The following is a 20,898-nucleotide window of genomic DNA, read 5'->3' on the forward strand; positions in this document are numbered from 1 at the left end:
CGGCGGAATCAGCGCAGCGCAGCCAGTGCGTCGATGCGTTCGACGGCCTCGGCCACGATGCGGTCGATCAGTTCCCGGCAGCTCGGCAAATCGTCGATCATGCCGACCACCTGACCGGACGCCAGCACCCCGGCTTCGGTGTTGCCCTCGACCAGTCCGGCCTTGAGCAGCATCGGGGTGTTCGCGGCCATGATGATCTGCTGCCACGTCCGGTCGCCGGACCGCTTCATGGCCAACCCGTCCTTGACGAGCGTCGACCACTTCATGCCGGTCATCGACTTGAACTTCATCGCGTTCTTCGTCGCCGCGACGAGTCCCTTCGCATAGCTGGACTTCTCGAGCGCGTCGACCAGGTCCGTGTTGAGGACCCGATGCGGCATGCCGTCGACCTTCACGGACACGGTGGTGTCCTGCAGCCCGCGCGAAAGGTACTGCTGCTTCACCGAATCCGGCACCGCGGAGTCGCTGGTGAGCAGGAACCGGGTACCCATGGCCACGCCCGCCGCACCATACGCCAGCGCCGCCGCGAGCCCGCGGCCGTCGAAGAATCCGCCCCCGGCGACCACCGGGATGTCGACGGCGTCGAGCACGGACGGCAGCAGCAGCGTCGTGGCGACACCACCGGTGTGGCCGCCACCCTCGCCGCCCTGGACGATCACCGCGTCGGCGCCCCACGACGCGACCTTCACCGCGTGCTTGGCGGCGCCGATCGACGGGATCACGACGATGCCGTGATCCTTGAGCTTGGCGATCAGATCCTTCTTCGGTGCCAGCGCGAACGAGGCGACCTTGACGTTTTCGCGGATGAGCAGGTCGATGCGCTGCGCGGCGTCCGACGCGTCGGCGCGGATGTTCACGCCGAAAGGCTTGTCCGTCAACGACTTCGTCTTCGCGACGGCGGCCTCGAGCTCGTCGTAGGTCATCGTCGCGGACGCCAGGATGCCGAGCCCGCCGGCATTGCAGGTGGCCGCGGTCAGGCGGGGGCCGGACACCCAGCCCATGCCGGTCTGCACGATCGGATGCTCGATCCCGACCAGCTTCGTCAGCGCCGTCTCGATATGGGGGGTGCTCATGCGGCGACCTCGCGGTCGCGCAGGTTCCTCGGATCCAGGACCTCACGGATGATCCGCAGTTCCTCGGCGGTGGGTTCGCGGGTGACCCCGGCGTCGGCCAGGTCCGCGACCTCGAAGGAGGTGTTGTCCGCGACCTCGTCGGCGGTGACGCCGGGGTGCAGGCTCAGCGCGCGGAAGGTGTGGCCGGGGCCGCCGAAGTCGAAGGCGCCGAGGTTGGTGACGACGCGGTACACGTTCAGGTACTTGTATGCCGGGTTCTCCGGATCGACCTTGTCCCAGCCCACACCGGCGACGACGTCGACCTTGTCGCAGAACACGCGCTTGTTGTGCTTGCCGACCCAGTAGCTGGTGGCGTGGTTGATGGTGTTGCCCGGGGCGCCGCGGACGCCGAACATCTGGCGGGTCGGCTGCTGCAGCGGGCCGAACGCCGACAGGTTCTGGTTGCCGTAGCGGTCGATCTGGTTGGCGCCCATGACGACATGGCGCCGACCGGAGGCGACGACGTCGAACACCTTGCGGAACGGCATCCAGCCCTCGATCGCACCCTTCGCACCGACCGCGGGGGTGTCGGCGAGGATCAGTGCCTCGCCGTCGGTGATGAGCAGGTCGGGCTCGGTGGTCAGGCGCGCCAGGCGCGCACCGATCTGCGACATCGTCGACATCGGGCTGGCCATGATCTCGCCGGCCCCGGCGAAGATGTCGGCGCACGCGATCGCGCAGTACTCGGCGCGCGTGATGGTCTCGGTGGAGGTCATGCTTGCTCCCCAGTCTTTTCGGAATCCGCGTGGAATTTCTCGACGGCGGCCTGGTAGTCGTCCTCGGATCCGGACAGGAACCGGTCGACGAAGGCCTGCCACGACTCGGGTGTCTTGGCGGCCTCGGCGTAGTGGCGCTGGAACTTCTCGTCCCGGCCGTAGGACTCGCCGGCGAGGGTGAAGTGGGCGCCGTTCGGGGCCTCGACGACACCGTCGACCATCATGCGGTTGAGGATCAGCTGCTGCAGCGGAACCTCTTTGACGAGCTGCTCGGTCTCGACGATCTTCTCCACGGAGACGAAGCGCTTCTCGGCGGCCAGGCAGTACAGGTCGTCGAAGTACGGGTCGACGCCCTGGTAACCCGCATTGCCGTGGGCGTCACCGATGTTCAGGTGCACGAAGGCCGCGTCCAGGTTCAGGGCGGGCATCGCGATCAGCGTCTCGTGCTTGCCGGAGGCGTCCGGGTAGGGGGAGGTGACGGTCTGCAGTTCGTCGCCCCAGAAGTTCTGCACGTCCGAGCCGAGGCCGGCGCGGATCGGCAGGAACGGCAGGCGCGCGGCGGCGGCTTCGAGGCCGCACTTGACCATGCCCTCGTCCATCTCGCGGGCGACGATGGCGCCCTCGGTGCGGGCCTTGGAGAACCACGGATCGTAGAACGGGGCCGAATCGAGCGACACGAAACCGTAGTACGCCTTCTTGACCTTGCCGGCCGAGCACAGCAGGCCCAGGTCCGGTCCGCCGTAGGTGACGACGGTCAGATCCTTCACGTCCGAGCGCAGGATCGCGCGCACGAACGCCATGGGCTTGCGTCGCGAACCCCAGCCGCCGAGTCCGATGGTCATGCCGCTGCGCAGCTGCCCGACGGCGTCGTCGAGAGTAATCCTCTTGTCACGCACTGTTTTTCTCTCCCTACTTGTTCGCGCGCGGCTTGCCGGTCGCGACGAATTCGTCGCGGTGCTCGTCGGCGACGCCGGCGAGGTTCAGCTCGAAGGTGAATCCCTGTTCGAGGCGGTAGGCGTTCTTCACGTCCACCGGGTCGATGCGGTTGATCGCTTCCTTCGCGCGGCGGATCACGCGGGTGTCCTTCGCGGCGATCAGGCCGGCGACCTCGCGGGCGGCGGCGTCGAGTTCGGCGCGCGGTACCACCTTGTAGACGGAGCCGAAGTGGTGCAGCTGCTGCGCGGTGACGTTCTGCGCCGTGTAGTACAGGGTGCGCATCAGGTGCTGCGGGACCAGGCGCGACAGGTGGGTGGCGGCGCCGAGCGCGCCGCGGTCGACCTCGGGAAGCCCGAAGACCGCGTCGTCGGACGCGACGATGACGTCTGCGTTGCCGACCAGGCCGATGCCGCCGCCCACGCAGAAGCCGTTGACGGCGACCACGACCGGGACCTCGCAGTCGTAGACGGCGGAGAACGCGGCGGCGCAGCCGTGGTTGGCGGCGATGAGCGCGTCGTACCCCTCGGTGGCCTGCATTTCCTTGATGTCCACGCCGGCGTTGAAGCCGCGACCCTCGGACCGCAGGATCACGACGTGGGTGTCCGGGTCCTTGCCGGCGGCGAGGACCGCGTCGGCCAGTTCGAACCACCCGGCGGACGGAATGGCGTTCACGGGCGGGTAGTCGACGGTGACCGTGGTGATTCCCGCGCCGTCGGAGGTGGAGGTGATGCCCATGGCATGTTCCTTACGTCGGTACCGAACCAAGCGATTGCTTGGTAAGCTAGCACACGCCCGCTCCGCGGCACAGGGTCCGCCATGTGGTGGTGGAGCCGGACTCAGTGCCCGGACGGGTCTTCCGTCCAGGGGTGACGCCGGACGATCTTGCCGGTTGTGTTGCGCGGCAGAAGATTCCGCGTGATCTTCCAGCGGGTGGGCACCTTGAAGTACGCGAGCCGATCGGCGAGATAGGCGGTCAGTTCCTCCTTCGTCGCCTCCCTTCCGGGGGCGAGAACGACGACCGCGCACACCTCCTCACCCCACTCGGGATGCGGATCGCCGATGACCAGGCATTCCCGCACGGCGGGGTGCCCGCCGAGTACCCGTTCGATCTCCGACGGGTAGATGTCCTCGCCGTTCTGCCGGATCAGATCGGCACGCCTGCCCAGCAGGCGCAGCCGGCCGTTCTCGACCACGCCCAGGTCGCCGGTCCGCAGCCACCGATCGGGGGTGATCGCCGCCGCGGTCGCGGCCTCGTCGCCCCAGTAGCCGAGCATCACGAACGGGCTGCGCACGCACACCTCGCCGACGTGACCGTCCGGCAGCCACCCGCCGTGCTCGTCCCGGATCTCCATGCTCACCGTGATCACCGGTGGACCCACCGTGCCCGGATACCGCTCGAGATCCTGCGCGCTGGCCACCGCGATCGACGTGCTGCACTCGGTCATGCTGTAGCTGTCGACGACCGCGTACCGGCCGAACGGCAGCCGCTCCCGCAACCGCTGCTTGAACTCGGGGGACGTCGGTTCCGACGACAGGGTGAACCGGGTCAGCGAACCCAGGTCGTACCGGTCCAGGTCGGGGATCTCGAGCATCCGCGCGGCCATCGAGGGGACCGCGTTCCAATGCGTGATCTGCTCGTTCTCGATGATCTCGAGGACGCGGTGCACGTCGAACCATCCCTGGTTCATCACGACGGTGCTGCCGGTCGCGAGCCGCGGGACGATCGTGTTGTGCAGGCTGGTGATGTGGCACAGGGGAGAGGTCAGCAGGTACCGCGCCTCGTGCGGGGCGTCCCGGTCGTACACCTCCCCGCACCAAGTCGTGGAGATCGCATCGGCGAACCGGTGATAGTCCGTGACCGCCAACAGATTCCGCTGTGAATGCAACGCGCCCTTCGGGTCGCCGCTCGTACCCGAGGTGTAGAGTAGGACGGCCGGATCGTCCTCGTCCACGCGCGGCGGCGGCGGTCGCATCCCGGCGAACTCGGCGATCAGCCGCGGGAAATCGTCCTCGACGGTCAGCACGATCGTGCCGTGCGGGCTGCGCCCGGAGAGGGCCTCGGCGCGCGGCTCGTCCGCGAACACCACCCGCGGCGCGGAGTTACGGATCCCGAATTCGATCTCGGGCTGCGCCCACCACGCGTTCAGTCCGACGGTGATCGCACCGAGCGCCTGCGTCGCCCAGAACGCGGTGACCCACTCGGGCCGGTTCGCCGACAGGATCGCGACGCGGTCGCCGACCCCGACGCCGTACCGCTGCTGCAGGGCCGCCGCGAGCGCGTACGCATCCCGCGCGTGCTCGGCGAACGAGATCCGCCGCGTCGCCGTCACGAGATACTCCCGGTCGCCCCAGGCCTGTGACCGCTCCAGCAGATCCGCGACGGCGGTGTCACGGTTGCGCATGACGGGCATCTCGGCGCCCAGCACGTCGCTCATCACGATCTCGAAGGCGCCGCCGCGCCCCGTCAGACGCGAGACCAGCTGGTCGAGGTACTGCTCCGGATCGGGTGGCACGGTCATCGCGGGCCTCCCTTCTCGACCGAACGTCCGGCCGAAGACTCTCACGCCCGTCGCGCCGCCATCCGAACGTACCGGTGAGTGGGACCTGCACAGATGCCCGGGGTGGCCGCGCTCCTAACGTGCTTGCCCGGGCGTCCGCGTGCGGGCGCCGGCAACGATTCGGAGGTGGCAGTGCAGACGTTCGCCGAAGTCGTACGTGCCCGCAAGGGCGACGACAAGGTCGGAGTGCGGTTCGAGGACCGGCAGTGGACCTGGGACGAGGTGGTGCAGCAGAGCGCGGATCGTGCCGCCGCGCTCGTCGCGGCCGTGCCCGCCCCGGCCGGCCGGCAACGCCACATCGGGGTGCTGCTCGAGAACGTGCCGGACTTCGTGTTCTGGATCGGGGCCGGTGCCCTCGCCGGAGCCGTGGTCGTGGGGATCAACGCCAGCCGCAGCGGCCCGGAGCTCGCCGAGGACATCCGCCAGGCCGACGTGGATCTCCTCGTCACCGAATCACGCCTGGCGCACCTCGTCGACGGCACCGGCCACGGACTGCCCGCCGACCGCATCCTCGACATCGATACGTCCGCCTACACGCGGTTCCTCGAACCGCACCGCGGGTCCGCTCTCCCCGACACGGTGCCCGCGGCCGACGACATCGCGCTGCTGCTGTTCAGCTCCGGGTCCACCGGCCGCCCCAAGGCGGTGATCGTCACGCAGGGCCGGCTCGGGCGGCTCGTCGACGTGCTCGTCGAACGCACCCACATGCGCCGCGACTCGGTCGCGTACCTGTGCATGCCGCTGTTCCACGGGAACGCCGTCATGCTCAACCTCGGCACCGCGATGCGGGTCGGCGCGACCGTCGGCCTGATCCGCAAGTTCTCCGCGAGCCGCTTCTCGGAGGACATCCACCGGTTCGGCGCGACCTTCGTCAACTACGTCGGCCGCGCCCTGTCGTACGTGCTGAACCGGCCCGAGGACCCCCGCGACCGCACCGGAACCCTCGAGGTGGCGTTCGGCACCGAAGCATCCGAGGTCGACGTCGCCCGGTTCTCCGAGCGGTTCGGCTGCACCGTCATCGAGGGCTACGGCTCGAGCGAGGGCGTCCTGCGCATCAACCGCACCCCCGACACTCCGCCCGGGTCGCTCGGGGTCGCCGCCGGCGGCACCGACGCCCGTATCCTCGACGAGAACACGGGGCTCGAATGCCCCCGGGCTCGGTTCGACGAGACGGGCCGGCTGCTGAACCCGGAGGCGATCGGGCAGATCGTCGCGATCGGTGCGGCCGCCTCGTTCGAGGGCTACTACGAGAACCCGGGTGCCGCCGCGGACCGGATCCGCGGCGACGACTTCTGGACCGGCGACCTCGGTTACCGCGACGCCGACGGCTACTTCTACTTCGCGGGACGGGCTTCGGACTGGCTGCGCGTGGACAGCGAGAACTTCGCCGCCGCGCCCGTCGAACGGATCCTGCAGCGCCTTCCCGGCGTGCTGTCGGCCCCGGTGTTCGCGGTGCCGGACCCGACGACCGGCGATCAGGTGATGTGTGCCGTCGAACTCGACGCCGGTGCCGTGTTCGACCCGGTCGCCTTCGGCCGTGAGCTGGCCGAACAACCGGACATGGGGGACAAGTGGTGGCCGCGGTTCGTGCGGGTCACCGACCGGATTCCGCTGACCGGCAGCAACAAGATCGACAAGGCGCCGTTGCGGGTGGTCGCGTGGTACACCGACGACCCCGTCTACGTGCGTGTCGGGCGCACCCCCGAATACGTTCTGCTCGACGAGTCCGCCCGCGCCGACATCGAACGCGACTTCGTCGCGAACGGTCGCGCGGCGCTGCTCCCGGCGCCGGTCGCCTGAGCCCGACCCCGGATCCCGGCGAGTGGGACCTGCGATTCCGCCGCTTCCGGACTCACCTACCGTGAGGATCGAAGGAGCACGGAAACCTCAGTAGCACTTTCGATCCCACCGACCATCACTGCCGAAAGGACGGCCAGCCGTGAGCTTGGAAACCACCGGTACTTCCGACATCCGCGAGATCGTCACCGGTACCGCTCCCACCCGCTTCGCCCGCGGCTGGCACTGCCTCGGTCTGGCGGAGAGCTTCCGGGACGGGAAGCCGCACTCCGTCGAGGCGTTCGGCACCAAACTCGTCGTGTGGGCCGACACCGCCGGGGAACTGCAGGTTCTCGACGGGTACTGCAGGCACATGGGCGGCGACCTCAGCCAGGGAACGATCAAGGGCGACGACATCGCCTGCCCGTTCCACGACTGGCGCTGGGGCGGCAAGGGCAAGTGCACCAACATCCCCTACGCCCGCCGGGTCCCGCCGCTCGCGAAGACCCGCGCGTGGCGCACCCTCGACCAGGACGGTCTGTTCTTCGTCTGGCACGACCCCGAGGGCAACCCGCCGCCGGCCGACGTCACGATCCCGCGCATCGAGGGTGCCACCAGCGACGAGTGGACCGACTGGGTCTGGTACACCACCGAGGTCGACACCAACTGCCGCGAGATCATCGACAACATCGTCGACATGGCGCACTTCTTCTACGTGCACTACTCGTTCCCGACGTTCTTCAAGAACATCTTCGAAGGTCACGTCGCGACCCAGGTCATGCACGGCAAGGCACGTGACGACATGCGCCCGAACACCGAGGGGCAGCCGAAGATGCTGGGCAGCCGCTCGGAGGCCTCGTACTTCGGACCGTCGTTCATGATCGACGACCTGAAGTACGAGTACGAGGGCTACGACATCGAGTCGGTTCTGCTCAACTGCCACTACCCGGTCTCGGCCGACAAGTTCGTGCTGATGTACGGCATGATCGTCAAGAAGTCGCCGCAGCTGCCCGACGATGTCGCCCTCGAAACCGCCAGGAAGTTCGGTGATTTCATCGCCCGCGGTTTCGAGCAGGACATCGAGATCTGGAAGAACAAGACCCGCATCGAGAACCCGCTGCTGTGCGAGGAGGACGGCCCGGTCTACCAGCTGCGCCGCTGGTACGAGCAGTTCTACGTCGACGTCGCGGACGTGACCCCGGAGATGACCGACCGGTTCGAGTTCGAGATGGACACCACGCGTCCGGTCGCGGCGTGGATGAAGGAAGTCGAAGCGAACGTCGCCGCCCGGGCGGCCCGCGCGGCGAAGGCGGACACGGATGCAGCCCCTGCGGTGCAGTGAGTGCCAGGCCCAGGTGCTCGTGCGGAAGAACAGCTGGGAGCACACCGAGGTCCAGTGGAACGCGCAGGCGCGCAGCCGCTGTCATGAGCTCGGCAACGCGGCGGGATCGGGTCGCCGGCCGGGTGCACCGGTCCTGACGTGTTCGGCGTTGGAAGCCGGTGTGGCCCGCGCCGCGACCGAGGGGCTGATCGACGTCCTCGACGACGCGCCTATTCCCGGCCCGATCCTCCAGTAGTTCGATCCGATTCGTGTCGGCTCGCGTAACAACGGAATCCGAAGGACAGTGATGAGCGAAACCCTGCAGATCGACAGTGCCCGTTACGGCAGGTGGGCGGTGATCGCCGGTGGCTCCGAGGGAGTCGGCGCTGCCTTCGCCGACGAACTCGGCCGCGCCGGGTTCGATCTGCTGCTGATCGCCCGCAAGCCGGGGCCGCTCGAGGACACCGCCGCCGCGGTGCGCGAGCACGGCGTCGAGGTGCGCACGCTCGCACTGGATCTGCTCGCCGACGACGCCGTCGAGCAGATCCGCACGGCCACCGCGGACCTCGAGGTGGGACTGTTCATCTTCAACGCCGGCGCCAACAGCTACGGCCACGAGTTCGTCACCGGCGACCTCGACGGTTTCCGCGGCGTCATCGATCTGAACGTGCACCGGCAGGTCGAGCTCGCGCACCTGTTCGGGGCGCGCATGAAGGACATGGGTCGCGGCGGGATCATGTTGCTCGGATCCCTTGCCGGGTACATGGGTTCGGAGCACCAGAGCATCTACGCGGCGTCGAAGGCCTTCAGCCGGGTGTTCGCGGAGAGCCTGTGGCTCGAGCTCGCGCCGTACGGCGTCGACGTCCTCGAACTGGTTCTCGGTGTCACCCGTACCCCCGCGATGGAACGTGCCGGGCTGAACTTCGACGTGCCGGGCATGCTCGTGTCCGAGCCGGAGGAGGTCGCCCGCGAAGGTCTCGAGCACCTCGCCGACGGCCCGGTGTGGGTTGCGGGCGGCAACTACAAGGCTGCGGTCAAGCGCAGCGGATTCCCGCGCGACGCACTGGTCCGCGGCGCGGCCGAGGCGATGCGCGCGCTGCTGAACCGCTGACCTGCCCCGTGCGCGTTTTCGGTAGTTCCCGCTACCGGAAACGCGCACGAGAAGTTTCGAGGAAGACGCCCACGACATACGTTGGGCGTCTTCCTTTTTGGTTCCTGCTGAGTGAGACCGCGGAGGCGGCAGGCACATTCGGAGCGGGAAAGTGATGTGGGACACGGCTGTTGCCGTCGTTCCCTCCCCCTCCCTTCACCCGCGTACCGCAATACGCGGTGCGCCGAAAAGTCTGGAACCGAATCTGTGACTTCCGATGCGACTCGAGTCGAACCTCTGATTCCCGATCCACCGGCCAAGGGGCGCTACGCCCGCCAACGTCCCGTCTGGGTGATCGTGGCGGTGCTGATCGCCGTCGAGATCATCAGCGCCTTCGAAACATCGATGATGTACGCCGCGATCCCCACGCTCATCAAGGATTTCGGCAGCGACGCCACCACGGTCGGCTGGGCCGTCACGGCGTTCCTCCTGGTGGCCGCGGCGTCCGCGGCCGCATGTGGCCGGCTGGGCGACATGTACGGCCGCGAACGCGTGTTGGTCGTCCTGCTCGCCCTCGCAGCCCTCGGCTCGCTCATCAGCGCCCTGGGCGACAGCCTCGGCAGCATCATCGTCGGCCGGACGATCCAGGGCGTGGCCGGCGCGATCCTGCCGCTGTGCATCGGCCTGGCACGTGAGCACCTTCCCCCCGCGCGTGTACCCGTCGCCGTCGCGCTGATCTCGGGCACCGCGGTGACCGCCGGTGCCGCCTCGCTGCTCGTCGCCGGGCTGCTCATCGACTACGCGAGCTGGCACATGATCTTCGTGGTCGCTGCAGCCTACTCACTGTTTGCGTTGTTCCTCGTGCTGTTCGTTCTGCCCTGGCGACCCCCGAAGGGAACGAAGGAGGCGATCGACTACATCGGCGCCGTCCTGTTCGCCGCATCCGTCGCCGCGGTGCTGCTGGGCATCAACAAGGTCGGCGCGTGGGGCTGGTCCGACCCGCGGTTCCTCGCGCTCGTCATCGGTGGACTCGCCGGGCTCGCGTTGCTCGTGCGGTGGGAACTGAAGGTCCCGAACCCGCTCATCAGCGTGCGCCTGTTCGCCGATCGCAAGTTCTCCCTGACGATGCTCGCGACGCTCGCGATCGCGATGGGTCCGCTGGGCGTGGTGACCATGATCATCCCGATCGTGATGCAGTCCCCGACGACCGGGTCGTTCGGGCTGGGTCTGTCCGCGACGCACGCCGGGTGGCTGTCGTTCATCGGTTCGCTGTTCGGATTCGCGTGCACACCGATCAGCGGCCGGATCGCCGCGGCCGTGGGCGCGCGAATGTCGATGCTGCTCGGCAGCGCGCTGTTCGTCGTCGGTGTCGTCGTGATGCTGACCGCGCACAGTTCGGAACTCGCGATGACCGCGATGGTGGTCGTGGTGTCGGTCGCGACGGCGTTCGCATACACCGCGCTGCCCATCCTCGTCGTCGAGTCCGTGCCGGAACGCAACACCAGCGAGACGACCGGCACCCAGACCGTGCTGCGGATGGCGGGCCAGGGCGTCGGCACGTCGCTCGCGACGATGATCCTGACCGCAACGGTCACGTCGCAGGGTGCGATGACGATCACCGGCCTGAACCTCGTCGGTGCCATGATCGTGATCTGCACGGTCGTGGCCATCGCGCTCACGGTGATGATCCCGCGGCGGACCGCGGACTGACCGACTCCCGCTGCCCCGTGCGTGTTTCTGGTAGCTCCAACTACCAGGAACGCGCACGGGTCCCGTTTATGAATTTCGCATCAGCCATCACCACCCGGGAAACGCGGGCAGGGTTTCGGGTGGAGTGTCGGACCAGACTTCGATGGTGCCCTGCTCGGGAGCTTCGGTGACGAGTTGTCGTCCCCACTGTCGGCAGGCCTGGGTGTGCTCGGATCCGGACCAGTCACCGCGGATGATGTTCCAACCGGTGAAGAGGTCGTAGGTGGGAGCCTGCCATTGAGGGCGGCCGGATTCCTCCTTTTCGGCCGTCGCTGTCGGTTCCGGCGTTCCCGGTACGGTCGCCGTTCCCACGCGCTTGAACGTGATGGCAGTTTCGAAGTCTCCACCGTAAATCCGACGAAGGTACCGACCAGGTTCCCTTTCGACAGCTACGTTCGAGGTTTGATGGCATGTGTGTGCGACGAATCCGTCCTCCAGGGGTTCGATGCGCATGATGTGGCGGTAGGCGGTACCGAATTCCCGGGCTGCCTCGGAACCGAACCTTTCGTAGGATGCCTTGGAATCGGTATCGATGGCACGTTCATAGCCTGGGTAGCTCTTGGTAAGTGGACTCCCGAGGGCGATCCAGTCGGCCTCGACGGCGGCGCGGACAAGCGTCGCCTGCTCACCGTGGAGATCTATGGCGGGCTCGGCTGACCAGACGACGGTGGAGTTCCGGATATTTTCGGGCACTTGATATGCGGCGACGGCGTACCGAGACGTCACAGTGGAGGTCGTGCTGCGCTCAGTAGTCGGTTCACCGGCCGAGTGGCAGGCGGCGGCGGAGCCGATGGCAATCGCTGCAAGAACTCCCGAGAGTTGCCGGGTGGTTGTCATGCGGGCCACCTGCTCATCGAAGTGGGATCGCCTGACCCCCGAATCGTGGTTCCGAATGAGTCCTGTGGACTTGCGTGTCCGAAGATCATGTCGCGGTATGAGTTGACAGCGATCGAGTGCTGGTGCAGGTACCCATCGACGGATCGAAGTCCGGCATCGTCGAAGATGCCCGGCATGTATTCGACGATTCCGCGCCGTGCCGCGGAGCCGAGCCTGTCGAGTTCGGCCGAGTGCGACTCCTCGCCATCGGTGATCTCGGCATACGTGGCAAGACGTTAGTCGCGCCAGAGGTATTCGGGCAGTTCGATGCCTGATACTCGGCCGGATGCGACCAGTTCACTGAACATGATGTAACTGATCTCGTTGTCGGTGACCTGCGTCTGGTCCGGCGTGCCGGACTCACCGGCGCCCAGCCTGAATCGTGCCTGAGGTGACAGTGCGAATTCGTTTGTCAGGTTTCCGTCCGCGTCGATGATGTCGGACGACAGGAACGAGCCTGCGACGTACGTTCCAGTCGATGCAGCGACGCCCCAAGGCGGTGGAAGGTAGCTCACCGCACCGGCGCCGATTGCTTGCGCGGCGCCGAAGAACCCAGCGCGAGTTGTCGCACGTTCCGCCTTGCGCTCGTCCAGATCGTTCATCCGATCTCCGATTTCGATGTCAAGCCCGCCCTCAACCGCGGCGTGCAGTCGTCCGGAGGTTTCACCCAGCATGATCGGAGGAGGCTCGCGATCGGAACGTGCGAACGCGCGATCGATCTCGTCGGCAGCAGCGAGCGCGTGCCCGCTGATGAGGGTCCCGGCATGGGGATCACCATCGAGAATGGAGAACAGGCGAGTTGTCTCGACGGGGCCGAGCTGTCCGAAATTCGATGTAGTCGACAAGGTTCTGTCGCTGGTGACCATATCGATCACGTACGGAGACAGAGAGCTGGCAATCGATTGTGCCAGTGCCGGATTCACTTCTCCGAGCGATGACCTTCCGTCGCCGACTCCGGGAATGTTCATGAGCCGGTCGTAGGGGTTGGTGTTCGTGGGATCCGTGAAGGCGAGGGGTGTTTCCGACCCGGAGGATGACATCAGGGTGGCAAGGGAGTGAGCAGCCTCACCGGCGCGGTCAGCGCGCGTCGAGTTGTCGGGGTCGGTGACCACTGCGTCTCGGGCGATCCAGTCGACGAGCCGCCCTGCGGTGACTCCTCCGTCGCCCCAGTCGTGTTCGAGTAGCGGTATCAATATCCGGGCATTTCCGGGAGTGGTGAGCAGTTCGTACGAGGCAGCCTCGTTTCGTGTGCCGATCTCCAGAAATTTCGTAGCTGTGGTGTCGAAAAGCGTTGCACTGCCTGACGGCGTCGATACGTCGACCATGCTCGACGCTGCTCGGTCGAGTTCGGTCGCGAACTCGACCCCGGGAACGAAAGTCGGATTGGCCTCGGCCAACAGAGCGGCGACTTCTGGAATCCGCCCCTCATTGTAGGCTGTCGTAACGTCGTGGAGGGCGTCGTAGGTGGGTCCGAGCGAGTGGCTGTTGATTCGGGACAACGTGTCTCTCAAGTCGTCCGGAAGCAGGTCATAGCTGCCACCGACCCAACCGTCGCCGACGTTGTCGTTCGAGATAGTGAGCAGACCGTTGGCCAATGCGTCGAGCTGCGCGGCGGCGTGCGGATCGCCTGCCTGCTCGCGGGACCGAAGGGCCTCCGCGAGGTTGAGTAGACCGTCGGAACCTGCTTCTCGATAGAAGTCGCGCAGGTAGTCCATGACGACGGTCGGAACACTGTCGACGGTCTCACCGCGTGCAAGTGCTTCGAGCTGCGCCGGGGAGAGCTGGCTCGCTTCGAGGATTGTGCAGATCCGGTTGTAATCCTCGGGCTCGAGGGGCCCGTTGCGTACCGCGATCCCGTCGGCAACCGCGTCGGCAACGGCGAGCGATCGATAGGCCTCTCCCAGAACAGGATCCAGACCGACAGCTTTCTGCACGTCGGTGAGGATCTCGGTGAGCGCGACAGCGGCCCGGTCGTCGGCGACACCGACCTGGTCGAGATGCCGAGTGATGATTCGGGTGAACTCGTCTGCCTTGCTCTGGAGGGCAACCGCTTGCACAATGATCATCGAGCCGCTCGGGTGCCCGGGATCCGGAACTGCCGGCGGGGGAGTGACCATGCCATCGTCGGCGACGGTGAATCCTGTTGACATGGTCGCTCGAATGGCCATCACGGCGACGTCGACCGCGTCCTGAAGGTGGCCTCGATGTGCTTCGAGAGTTGTGCATGCGTCCTCCAGAGCAGCGGTGAGTTTCCGCCCGGAGTCGAGGATGCTGTGAACGCGGTCGCGCATCGAATCACCGGCACCCGGACCCCAAAATGTGTAGGAGTCGGTGGTCACGGTCCCCGCGCTTTTCATGCGGTCGGCGGTCGTGGAGGCGGCGGTTCTCCACTCCGAGCACAGTCCCCGCAGTGATTCCGGTGTCCAGGAGAGAACTTGGGAGACAGTCGGAGTCACCACAGAGGCTCCCCGTGGATCGAAAGGTCGGCCGCAAAGTCGTCTTCGGTGACCTCGTAGATGTCGGCGGTAGCCATCAAGCGGTTCTCCGAGTCGAGGAGCTGCGCGGAAACCTGCTGCATGGCCGTATGGACGAGAAGTGCAAGTGCCAAGGCTGCCGGCGCGACTGTCGACCCCGGAAGACCGTTACGAACGGCCGGGTAGTTGTCGGCCGTGCGTAGGTCACCGACATCCGTGCCGGTAGCGCTGATGTGGGCCGCGAGCTCACGCACCCGCGCAGTATCGACGTACACCGCGTGAATCCCCCCGAAACTTCGTCGTCCCCCGATGACGCACTGGTAGCGTACCCGACTCGGACAAAGGGGAGAATGGACACACATCGGGGGATCGTCGGCATGGATCTGGCGCCGATCCGCTTGTCGGCCGACTCGACGACCTCGTCTCCGAGGTGACGACTGTAACCGCGAGCGCGAGTAGCGACCTGATCTCTGTGCATCTGCGCGCCGACGGATCCGTCGAACAGCTGCGAATCGACGACCGCGCGCTGGCGAGCACCGGAGCAGCACTCGCCGAACACATCACCGAAGTGATGGGACGTGCCCACACGGAGCTTGTGGAACGTCGTCGTGCTACCCAAGCGGCGTTGTTCGCGGATCCGCGTATCGCGGAGGCCAGTGCGGTGGTGGAGGCTGCCATGGACAAGCCGTGGCCGCAGCGTCCGGTGGTCCGTGAGCAGGATCCGGACGACTATGTTCGACCGGTGTCCTACCTGATGTCCGCGCTGGACCAACGTCGCTGACGACCCTGTGCGCGTTTCTGGTAGTTCCGACTACCGAAAACGCGCACGGGTGCGGGGGTCAGGTCAGGGTGCGCGCGTGCACGCCCTGATCGAACTCGGGGAGAGGACCACCGGCACGCAGGGTCGTGGCGAGCTGCGGATCGGCGAGATGCAGGCGCCCGATCGCGGCGAGATCGAATTCTCCTGCGGCGAGCCGTCGTTCGAGTTCGGGAATGTTGTCGCGGGACGGTGCGGCCACGCCGAGGCGGGTCTCGCGCAACGTGGTCGCGATACCGACGCTGCCGACGGCCATCGACATCGCGCCGGTGAGTTTCTTCGCCCACCCCGCGAGCGACAGGTCGCTGCCCTCGAACGCGGCGACGTCGAAGCGGCGGATGCTCGCGTCGAACACGTCCACTCCCGCGTCGGCGAGGGCGCCGAGGATCGTGCCCAGCTCGTCCGGGGTCTCCGCGATGCGTGCGGTGTAGTCCTGCTGCTTGTGCTGCGAGAACCGGAAGAAGATCGGGGCGTCCTCGCCGATCCCGGCGCGGATCGCCGCGACCACCGCGGCCGGGAACCGGGTACGTCGCTGCAGGTCGCCGCCCCACTCGTCGTCGCGGCGATTGGTGCTCGCCCACAGGAACGCGTCGAGCAGGTAGCCGTGGCCGCCGTGCAGCGCGACCCCGTCGAACCCGACGTCCAGCGCGGCCCGCGCCGCGCGCGCGTAGGCGGAGATGACGTCGGTGATGTCGTCGTCGGTCATCGGCCGGCAGGGCCGCGAGGCCTGCGCGACGTACTCGTCCGAATAGGTCGTGACGCCGGGCTCGCCCCACACACCCGACGGGCGCATCGGCGTCAGAGCCGGGTCGACGTTACTCGTCATCGCGCCCCACAGCGGCCCGACATGCCACAGCTGCGGGATGATCCGGCCGCCCTCGGCGTGGACGGCGTCGACGACGCGCCGCCACCCGTCGAGGGCGTCGTCGCCGTGCATCCGCGGGACCCGCGGGTTGTCGACGGCCGTCGGGTGGTCGATCGCGACGCCCTCGGTGACGATCAGGCCGGTTCCGCCGGCGGCGCGTCGCCGGTAGTACTCGGCGACGTCGGGCCCCGGCACGCCGCCGGGGGAGTGCGACCGGGTCATCGGCGACATCACGATCCGGTTGGGCAGCTCGAGCGAGCGCACCGTCAGGGGCCGGAAGAGTGGGGACAGGGTTCTCGTCATGCGTTATCGGGAGCTTTCGTCGACATCGGAAGGTGTTTGCGGAGAATCGGATTCGAATTCGGCCCCGGTCTCGACGGCGATCTCGCGCAGCGCCGCGAGCTGATCGCAGTAGTGGTCCGCGCCGGTGGCGGCGAAGGTCGCGCTCACGATCGTGGTGCCGATTGCGCGGCGTCGTTCGAGGGCCCGCAGGGTGGCGTCGCGGTCGCCGAGCGGATCGAGCGGGCGACCGGCGTCGAGGACGACGTCGAATCCCTCCGGCGGATCCACCTTGCGCAGCATCTCGGCGATCTGCTGCACGGTGAGACCGAACGGCAGCCAGCCGTCACCGAGCGTGACCGCCCGACGCAGTGACCGACCGGTGCGGCCGCCGATCCAGAACGGCACCCGCGGCTGCACCGCGTGCGGGCGTACCTCGACGTCCTCGTAGTCGTAGTAGGTGCCGTGGAACTCGGGATTCGGGGTCGACAGTCCGGCACGCAGCGCGCGGAGCGCTTCGTCGGCACGGGCGCCGCGGTCCTCGAAGGACGCCCCGAGCAGTGCGAATTCCTCCTCGAGGCTGCCGACGCCCAGGCCGAGGATCAGCCGGCCGCCGCTGACGGCGTCGAGGGTGCCGTACCGCTTGGCGATCTCGAGGGGATGGTGGTAGCCGAGCACGAGCACCCGGGTGTTGAGCCTGATCCGCCGGGTGCGTGCGGCGAGGTATCCGAAGGTCGCCAGCGGGTCCCAGTAGACGCCGCCGCGTTCGGCGGCGATCCGCGTGGGGACGGCGACGTGTTCGCTGCAGGTGAGGTGGTGGTAGCCGAGGCGATCGGCGGTCTCGGCGACGCGCGCGAGTTCGTCGATGCCGGCGTGGCGCTCCCATTCGGCGCGGGAGGCGGGGTGGTCGATGACCACGGGCGATGTGACACCTATGTACATGCGATCGAACCCCTCGTACGCGAACCCGGCGCGCGCCCGGGCGGCGGCCCGGGTGTGAAGCGCGTGATCGTCCTTCCCGACCGTTCTACCGGTCGGGGAACGGGTGGCCGGTGTGCTTCCTGTTCAGTGGGATGTTGTCAATCACGGGCCGATCGGCAATACTTGTTACGTCGGTCACAAGAATGAATTTCAGTCTCTTGGGGTCTCCCTCGGTCCGAGGGGTTGGAGGAGGTTACGTCGATGCCCGAATTCGATGCTGCTGAAGGGGAATACGAGACCACATCGGAGTCGGCTCGGGGATCGTCGGCGCCGCAGCGTGAACTGCCCGCCTCCATGGTCGAGCGCATGACGCTGATCCTCGACGCCTTCGACAACGCCTCCTCCCGGCTCACCCTCGAAGAGGTGGCCTGCCGCACCGGGCTGCCCCGCTCCACCGTCCACCGCATCCTCGACCAGATGGTCCGGCTCGAATGGGTCGACCACGCGTCGTTCGGTTACTGTCTCGGCCGCCGCGCCAAGTCGCTCGGCGCCGGGGACAACGGTCACGGCCGCATCCGCGAGGCGGCGGCCCCGGTGCTCCACGAACTGCACCTACAGACCGGGATGGTCGCGCATCTCGCGGTCCTCGATCGCAACGAGATCGTCTACCTCGACAAGGTCGGCGGGCAGCTCGCCGCCACCCTGACCTCCCGCGTCGGCGGCCGCGTGTCCGCCCACGCGACCGCGTGCGGCAAGGCCATCCTCGCCGGCCTGCAGCCCGAGCACGTCGACGCGCTGTACAGCGCGGGCCTGCCGCGCCGCACCGAACGCACCATCTCCGACCTCGGGGTGCTGCACCGCGAACTGGGCCGGATCCGGCAGCGACACGGGCTGGCCTTCGAAACCGGTGAGGCGATGGCCGGGATGGCATGCGTCGGCGCGCCCGTCCGCAGCCCCCAGGGCCCGGTCGCGGGCATCTCGCTGTGCGGCCCGACGCGTCCCGGTCACCTCGACCGCATCGCACCGCTCGTCGCCGACGCCGCACGCGACGTCTCGCGCATGCTCTACCCCGAGCTGGGAACGCCGCGCCGCGCGCGCCGACTCGCCGACGATCCCGTGTCCTTCACGGTCCCCGACACGGCCGAGCAGTTCGTCGCCGGTGGAGCCGGAGCATGGGCCTAGCAGCGGGTCCCGTTCACCGGGAGCCTGCGCGCACGGTGCCGGTGTCGCTGGGAATGTACCGGACATGACGACGGAACTGAGCTACGAGGAGACCGCGCGGTCCATCACGACGGACCGGGGTGTGCTCCGATACCACGAAGCCGGTGACGGACCGCCCCTGCTGTTGCTGCACGGCTCCGGTCCGGGCGTGACCGGGTGGCGCAACTACCGGGGTGTGCTCGCCGACCTTGCCGAGCACTTCCGTTGCCTCGTCCTCGAATTCCCCGGCTTCGGCGTCAGCGACCCGTGCGCGGGACATCCCATGGTGATGGCCCGTCACGCGGTGACCGACTTCCTCGACGCCCTCGGCCTCGACCGTGTCTCGATCATCGGAAACTCGATGGGCGGCATCGTCGGAACCCAGTTCGCCATCGCCGAACCCGACCGGGTGCACAAGCTCGTCACGATCGGCGGTGCCGGCCGGTCGGTGTTCGCGCCGGCGCCCGGTGAGGGCATCCGGCTGCTGATGGAATTCACCGACGACCCGACCCGCGAGAAGCTCGTCCGCTGGCTCCACTCGATGGTGTACGACCCCGCGATCATCACCGACGAATTGATCCAGGAGCGTTGGGAACTCGCAACCGAACCCAAGACCCTCGAGATCGCACGCCGGATGTACAGCACGGCCGCGTTCGAAGCCGGTGCCCGCGCCGCGCTCGCGTCCACCGAAACCCCCTACTGGGCGCAACTCGGCAAGATCACCGCCCCGACCCTCATCACGTGGGGACGCGACGATCGCGTCAGCCCCGTCGACATGGCGATGCTCCCGATGCGCGAGCTGCGCAACGGCGAACTGCACGTGTTCCCGAACTGCGGGCACTGGACGATGATCGAGGCCCGCGACGCGTGGCTCGCCACCGTCCTCGCCTTCCTCAACCGCAAGGACGCGTGAGCGGATACCGCTCACCCCACTCCGATCCCGCTCGGCGGGCGCGACTCCCACGGACGTCCGCCCCGATCACCCGGGCGCCATACAGAAAGCCGGAAGATCATGGGACAGGTTCTCGATTCGCTCATCCCGTTCGCCGACGAGATCCGCGCCGACGGCGCCGAAGGCGACAAGCTGATGCGTCTGACCGACCGCAGCGCCAAGCGACTGCGAGACTCCGGAGTCATCCGGATGCTCCAGCCCGCCGAGTTCGGCGGCCTCGAAGCGCACCCGCGCGAATTCGCCGAGACGGCAATGGGTCTCGGTGCCATGGACGGGGCGACCGGCTGGGTCTCCGGCATCGTCGGCGTGCACCCCTGGGAGATGGCGTTCTTCGACCCCAAGGCCCAGCAGGAGGTGTGGGGCGAGGATCCCGACACGTGGATCGCCTCGCCGTACGCGCCGATGGGCGTCGCCACCCCCGTCGAGGGCGGTTACATCCTCAACGGCCGCTGGTCCTTCTCCTCCGGCACCGACCATTGCAACTGGGTCATGATCGGTGCCGCGCTCGGCGACAAGGACGGCAACCGGCTGAGCCCGCCGAAGTCCCTGCACGTGCTGGTGCCGCGTTCGGACTACAGCATCGACCACGACAGCTGGAACGTCGTGGGCCTGCGCGGTACCGGGTCGAAGGACCTCGTCATCGAGAACGCCTTCCTGCCCGAGTACCGGACGCTGTCCGCCGAACGCGTCATGGGTGGTGTCGCCTGGAAGGACGCCGGACGTGACGAGACCCTCTACCGGTTCCCGTTCTCGTGCATCTTCCCGCTCGGCATCACCTCGTCGCTGATCGGCATCGCCGAAGGCGCCCTCAACTGCTACATCGAAACGCAGAAGTCGCGGGTGACGGTGTCCGGCACCGCGATCAAGCAGGATCCGTACGTGCTGTCCGCGCTCGGTGACGCGGCCGCCGAGATCGCCGCGTCGCGTGCCGCCATCCTCGAGACCGTCGATCGCTTCTGGGACCTGACCGAGAAGGGCCAGGAGGTCACGTTCGAGATGCGGGCCATCGGCCGGCGCACCCAGACCGCCGCGGCCTGGCGTGCCGTGCGCGCCGTCGACGAGATCTTCGCGCGGGCCGGTGGCGGCGCGCTGCAGCTCACCAATCCGCTGCAGCGGTTCTGGCGCGACGCCCACGCGGGTCTGAGCCACGCCATCCACGTGCCCGGCTCGATCTTCCACGCGGCCACGCTCACCCAGCTGGGCGAGGAGCCGCAGGGCATGATGCGCTCGATGATCTGATCGCCGAATCCACCTGT

19 protein-coding genes are annotated in these 20,898 nt (G+C 67.6%); 9 read left to right on the forward strand and 10 right to left on the reverse strand.

All coding sequences use genetic code 11. The features are described 5' to 3' along the window. Positions 1 to 8: 8 nt before the first annotated feature. From M1M07_RS17135 to M1M07_RS17155, 5 genes are all read right to left on the reverse strand, one after another. Complete coding sequence (locus M1M07_RS17135; protein ID WP_197251741.1) at positions 9 to 1,073, reverse strand: nitronate monooxygenase family protein; 1,065 nt, start codon at positions 1,071 to 1,073, stop codon at positions 9 to 11. Then, the gene (gene ipdB / locus M1M07_RS17140) at positions 1,070 to 1,828 is read right to left on the reverse strand and encodes a cholesterol ring-cleaving hydrolase subunit IpdB (protein WP_248674977.1); all 759 of its coding nucleotides are present in this window, start codon (positions 1,826 to 1,828) and stop codon (positions 1,070 to 1,072) included. The genes M1M07_RS17135 and ipdB overlap by 4 nt, the downstream gene beginning before the upstream one ends. Continuing rightward, positions 1,825 to 2,724, reverse strand: coding sequence for a cholesterol ring-cleaving hydrolase subunit IpdA (gene ipdA, locus M1M07_RS17145; protein ID WP_248674978.1), 900 nt, complete (start codon positions 2,722 to 2,724; stop codon positions 1,825 to 1,827). The genes ipdB and ipdA overlap by 4 nt, the downstream gene beginning before the upstream one ends. 13 nt (positions 2,725 to 2,737) lie before the next feature. Then, positions 2,738 to 3,499, reverse strand: coding sequence for a (7aS)-7a-methyl-1,5-dioxo-2,3,5,6,7,7a-hexahydro-1H-indene-carboxyl-CoA hydrolase (echA20, locus tag M1M07_RS17150; protein ID WP_197251744.1), 762 nt, complete (start codon positions 3,497 to 3,499; stop codon positions 2,738 to 2,740). 101 nt (positions 3,500 to 3,600) lie between these two features. Continuing rightward, positions 3,601 to 5,283: a class I adenylate-forming enzyme family protein gene (locus M1M07_RS17155; RefSeq protein ID WP_248674979.1), complete on the reverse strand. Its 1,683-nt coding sequence runs from the start codon at positions 5,281 to 5,283 to the stop codon at positions 3,601 to 3,603. Between the two features lie 171 nt (positions 5,284 to 5,454). Here M1M07_RS17155 and M1M07_RS17160 point away from each other — a divergent pair, with 171 nt between their 5' ends. The 5 genes from M1M07_RS17160 (at position 5,455) to M1M07_RS17180 (ending at position 11,219) form a co-directional block, all read left to right on the forward strand. Continuing rightward, entirely contained in the window at positions 5,455 to 7,122 is a 1,668-nt protein-coding gene (locus tag M1M07_RS17160) for an AMP-binding protein (RefSeq protein WP_248674994.1), read from the forward strand. Between the two features lie 139 nt (positions 7,123 to 7,261). Beyond that, positions 7,262 to 8,440, forward strand: coding sequence for a Rieske 2Fe-2S domain-containing protein (locus M1M07_RS17165; protein WP_248674980.1), 1,179 nt, complete (start codon positions 7,262 to 7,264; stop codon positions 8,438 to 8,440). Beyond that, complete coding sequence (locus M1M07_RS17170) at positions 8,418 to 8,675, forward strand: hypothetical protein (RefSeq protein WP_197251747.1); 258 nt, start codon at positions 8,418 to 8,420, stop codon at positions 8,673 to 8,675. The genes M1M07_RS17165 and M1M07_RS17170 overlap by 23 nt, the downstream gene beginning before the upstream one ends. A 51-nt stretch (positions 8,676 to 8,726) precedes the next feature. Beyond that, the gene (locus M1M07_RS17175) at positions 8,727 to 9,530 is read left to right on the forward strand and encodes an SDR family oxidoreductase (RefSeq protein WP_197251748.1); all 804 of its coding nucleotides are present in this window, start codon (positions 8,727 to 8,729) and stop codon (positions 9,528 to 9,530) included. Between the two features lie 330 nt (positions 9,531 to 9,860). Beyond that, complete coding sequence (locus M1M07_RS17180; RefSeq protein WP_197251767.1) at positions 9,861 to 11,219, forward strand: MFS transporter; 1,359 nt, start codon at positions 9,861 to 9,863, stop codon at positions 11,217 to 11,219. Between the two features lie 87 nt (positions 11,220 to 11,306). On the opposite strand, the gene M1M07_RS17185 is transcribed toward M1M07_RS17180, so the two are convergent. The 3 genes from M1M07_RS17185 to M1M07_RS17195 form a co-directional block, all read right to left on the reverse strand. Beyond that, entirely contained in the window at positions 11,307 to 12,095 is a 789-nt protein-coding gene (locus tag M1M07_RS17185; protein WP_197251749.1) for a hypothetical protein, read from the reverse strand. A gap of 275 nt (positions 12,096 to 12,370) precedes the next feature. Further along, the gene (locus M1M07_RS17190; protein WP_248674981.1) at positions 12,371 to 14,425 is read right to left on the reverse strand and encodes a hypothetical protein; all 2,055 of its coding nucleotides are present in this window, start codon (positions 14,423 to 14,425) and stop codon (positions 12,371 to 12,373) included. Between the two features lie 161 nt (positions 14,426 to 14,586). After that, the gene (locus M1M07_RS17195) at positions 14,587 to 14,970 is read right to left on the reverse strand and encodes a type VII secretion target (RefSeq protein ID WP_282582122.1); all 384 of its coding nucleotides are present in this window, start codon (positions 14,968 to 14,970) and stop codon (positions 14,587 to 14,589) included. Between the two features lie 68 nt (positions 14,971 to 15,038). On the opposite strand from M1M07_RS17195, the gene M1M07_RS17200 reads away from it, so the two are divergent. Beyond that, positions 15,039 to 15,389, forward strand: a complete 351-nt coding sequence (locus M1M07_RS17200; RefSeq protein WP_197251752.1) for a hypothetical protein — start codon at positions 15,039 to 15,041, stop codon at positions 15,387 to 15,389. 58 nt (positions 15,390 to 15,447) lie between these two features. Here M1M07_RS17200 and M1M07_RS17205 read toward each other — a convergent pair whose 3' ends face one another. Together M1M07_RS17205 and M1M07_RS17210 are read right to left on the reverse strand one after the other, a co-directional pair. Further along, entirely contained in the window at positions 15,448 to 16,593 is a 1,146-nt protein-coding gene (locus tag M1M07_RS17205) for an NADH:flavin oxidoreductase (protein ID WP_248674982.1), read from the reverse strand. 3 nt (positions 16,594 to 16,596) lie between these two features. Next, positions 16,597 to 17,511 (reverse strand): LLM class F420-dependent oxidoreductase, encoded by a 915-nt coding sequence (locus M1M07_RS17210; RefSeq protein WP_248674983.1) that lies wholly within the window; start codon positions 17,509 to 17,511, stop codon positions 16,597 to 16,599. A gap of 333 nt (positions 17,512 to 17,844) precedes the next feature. Here M1M07_RS17210 and M1M07_RS17215 point away from each other — a divergent pair, with 333 nt between their 5' ends. From M1M07_RS17215 to M1M07_RS17225, 3 genes are all read left to right on the forward strand, one after another. Continuing rightward, positions 17,845 to 18,672 carry an IclR family transcriptional regulator gene (locus M1M07_RS17215; protein ID WP_248674995.1) on the forward strand — a complete coding sequence of 276 codons (828 nt, stop codon included), beginning with the start codon at positions 17,845 to 17,847 and terminating at the stop codon, positions 18,670 to 18,672. A 64-nt stretch (positions 18,673 to 18,736) separates the two neighbouring features. Next, positions 18,737 to 19,603, forward strand: a complete 867-nt coding sequence (locus M1M07_RS17220) for an alpha/beta fold hydrolase (RefSeq protein WP_197251755.1) — start codon at positions 18,737 to 18,739, stop codon at positions 19,601 to 19,603. Positions 19,604 to 19,702: 99 nt separating this feature from the next. Beyond that, positions 19,703 to 20,881 carry an acyl-CoA dehydrogenase family protein gene (locus tag M1M07_RS17225; protein WP_197251756.1) on the forward strand — a complete coding sequence of 393 codons (1,179 nt, stop codon included), beginning with the start codon at positions 19,703 to 19,705 and terminating at the stop codon, positions 20,879 to 20,881. Positions 20,882 to 20,898 lie beyond the last annotated feature (17 nt).

It is taken from the genome of Rhodococcus sp. HM1 (assembly GCF_023218075.1).
In the GTDB taxonomy this organism is placed as follows: Bacteria; Actinomycetota; Actinomycetes; order Mycobacteriales; family Mycobacteriaceae; genus Rhodococcus.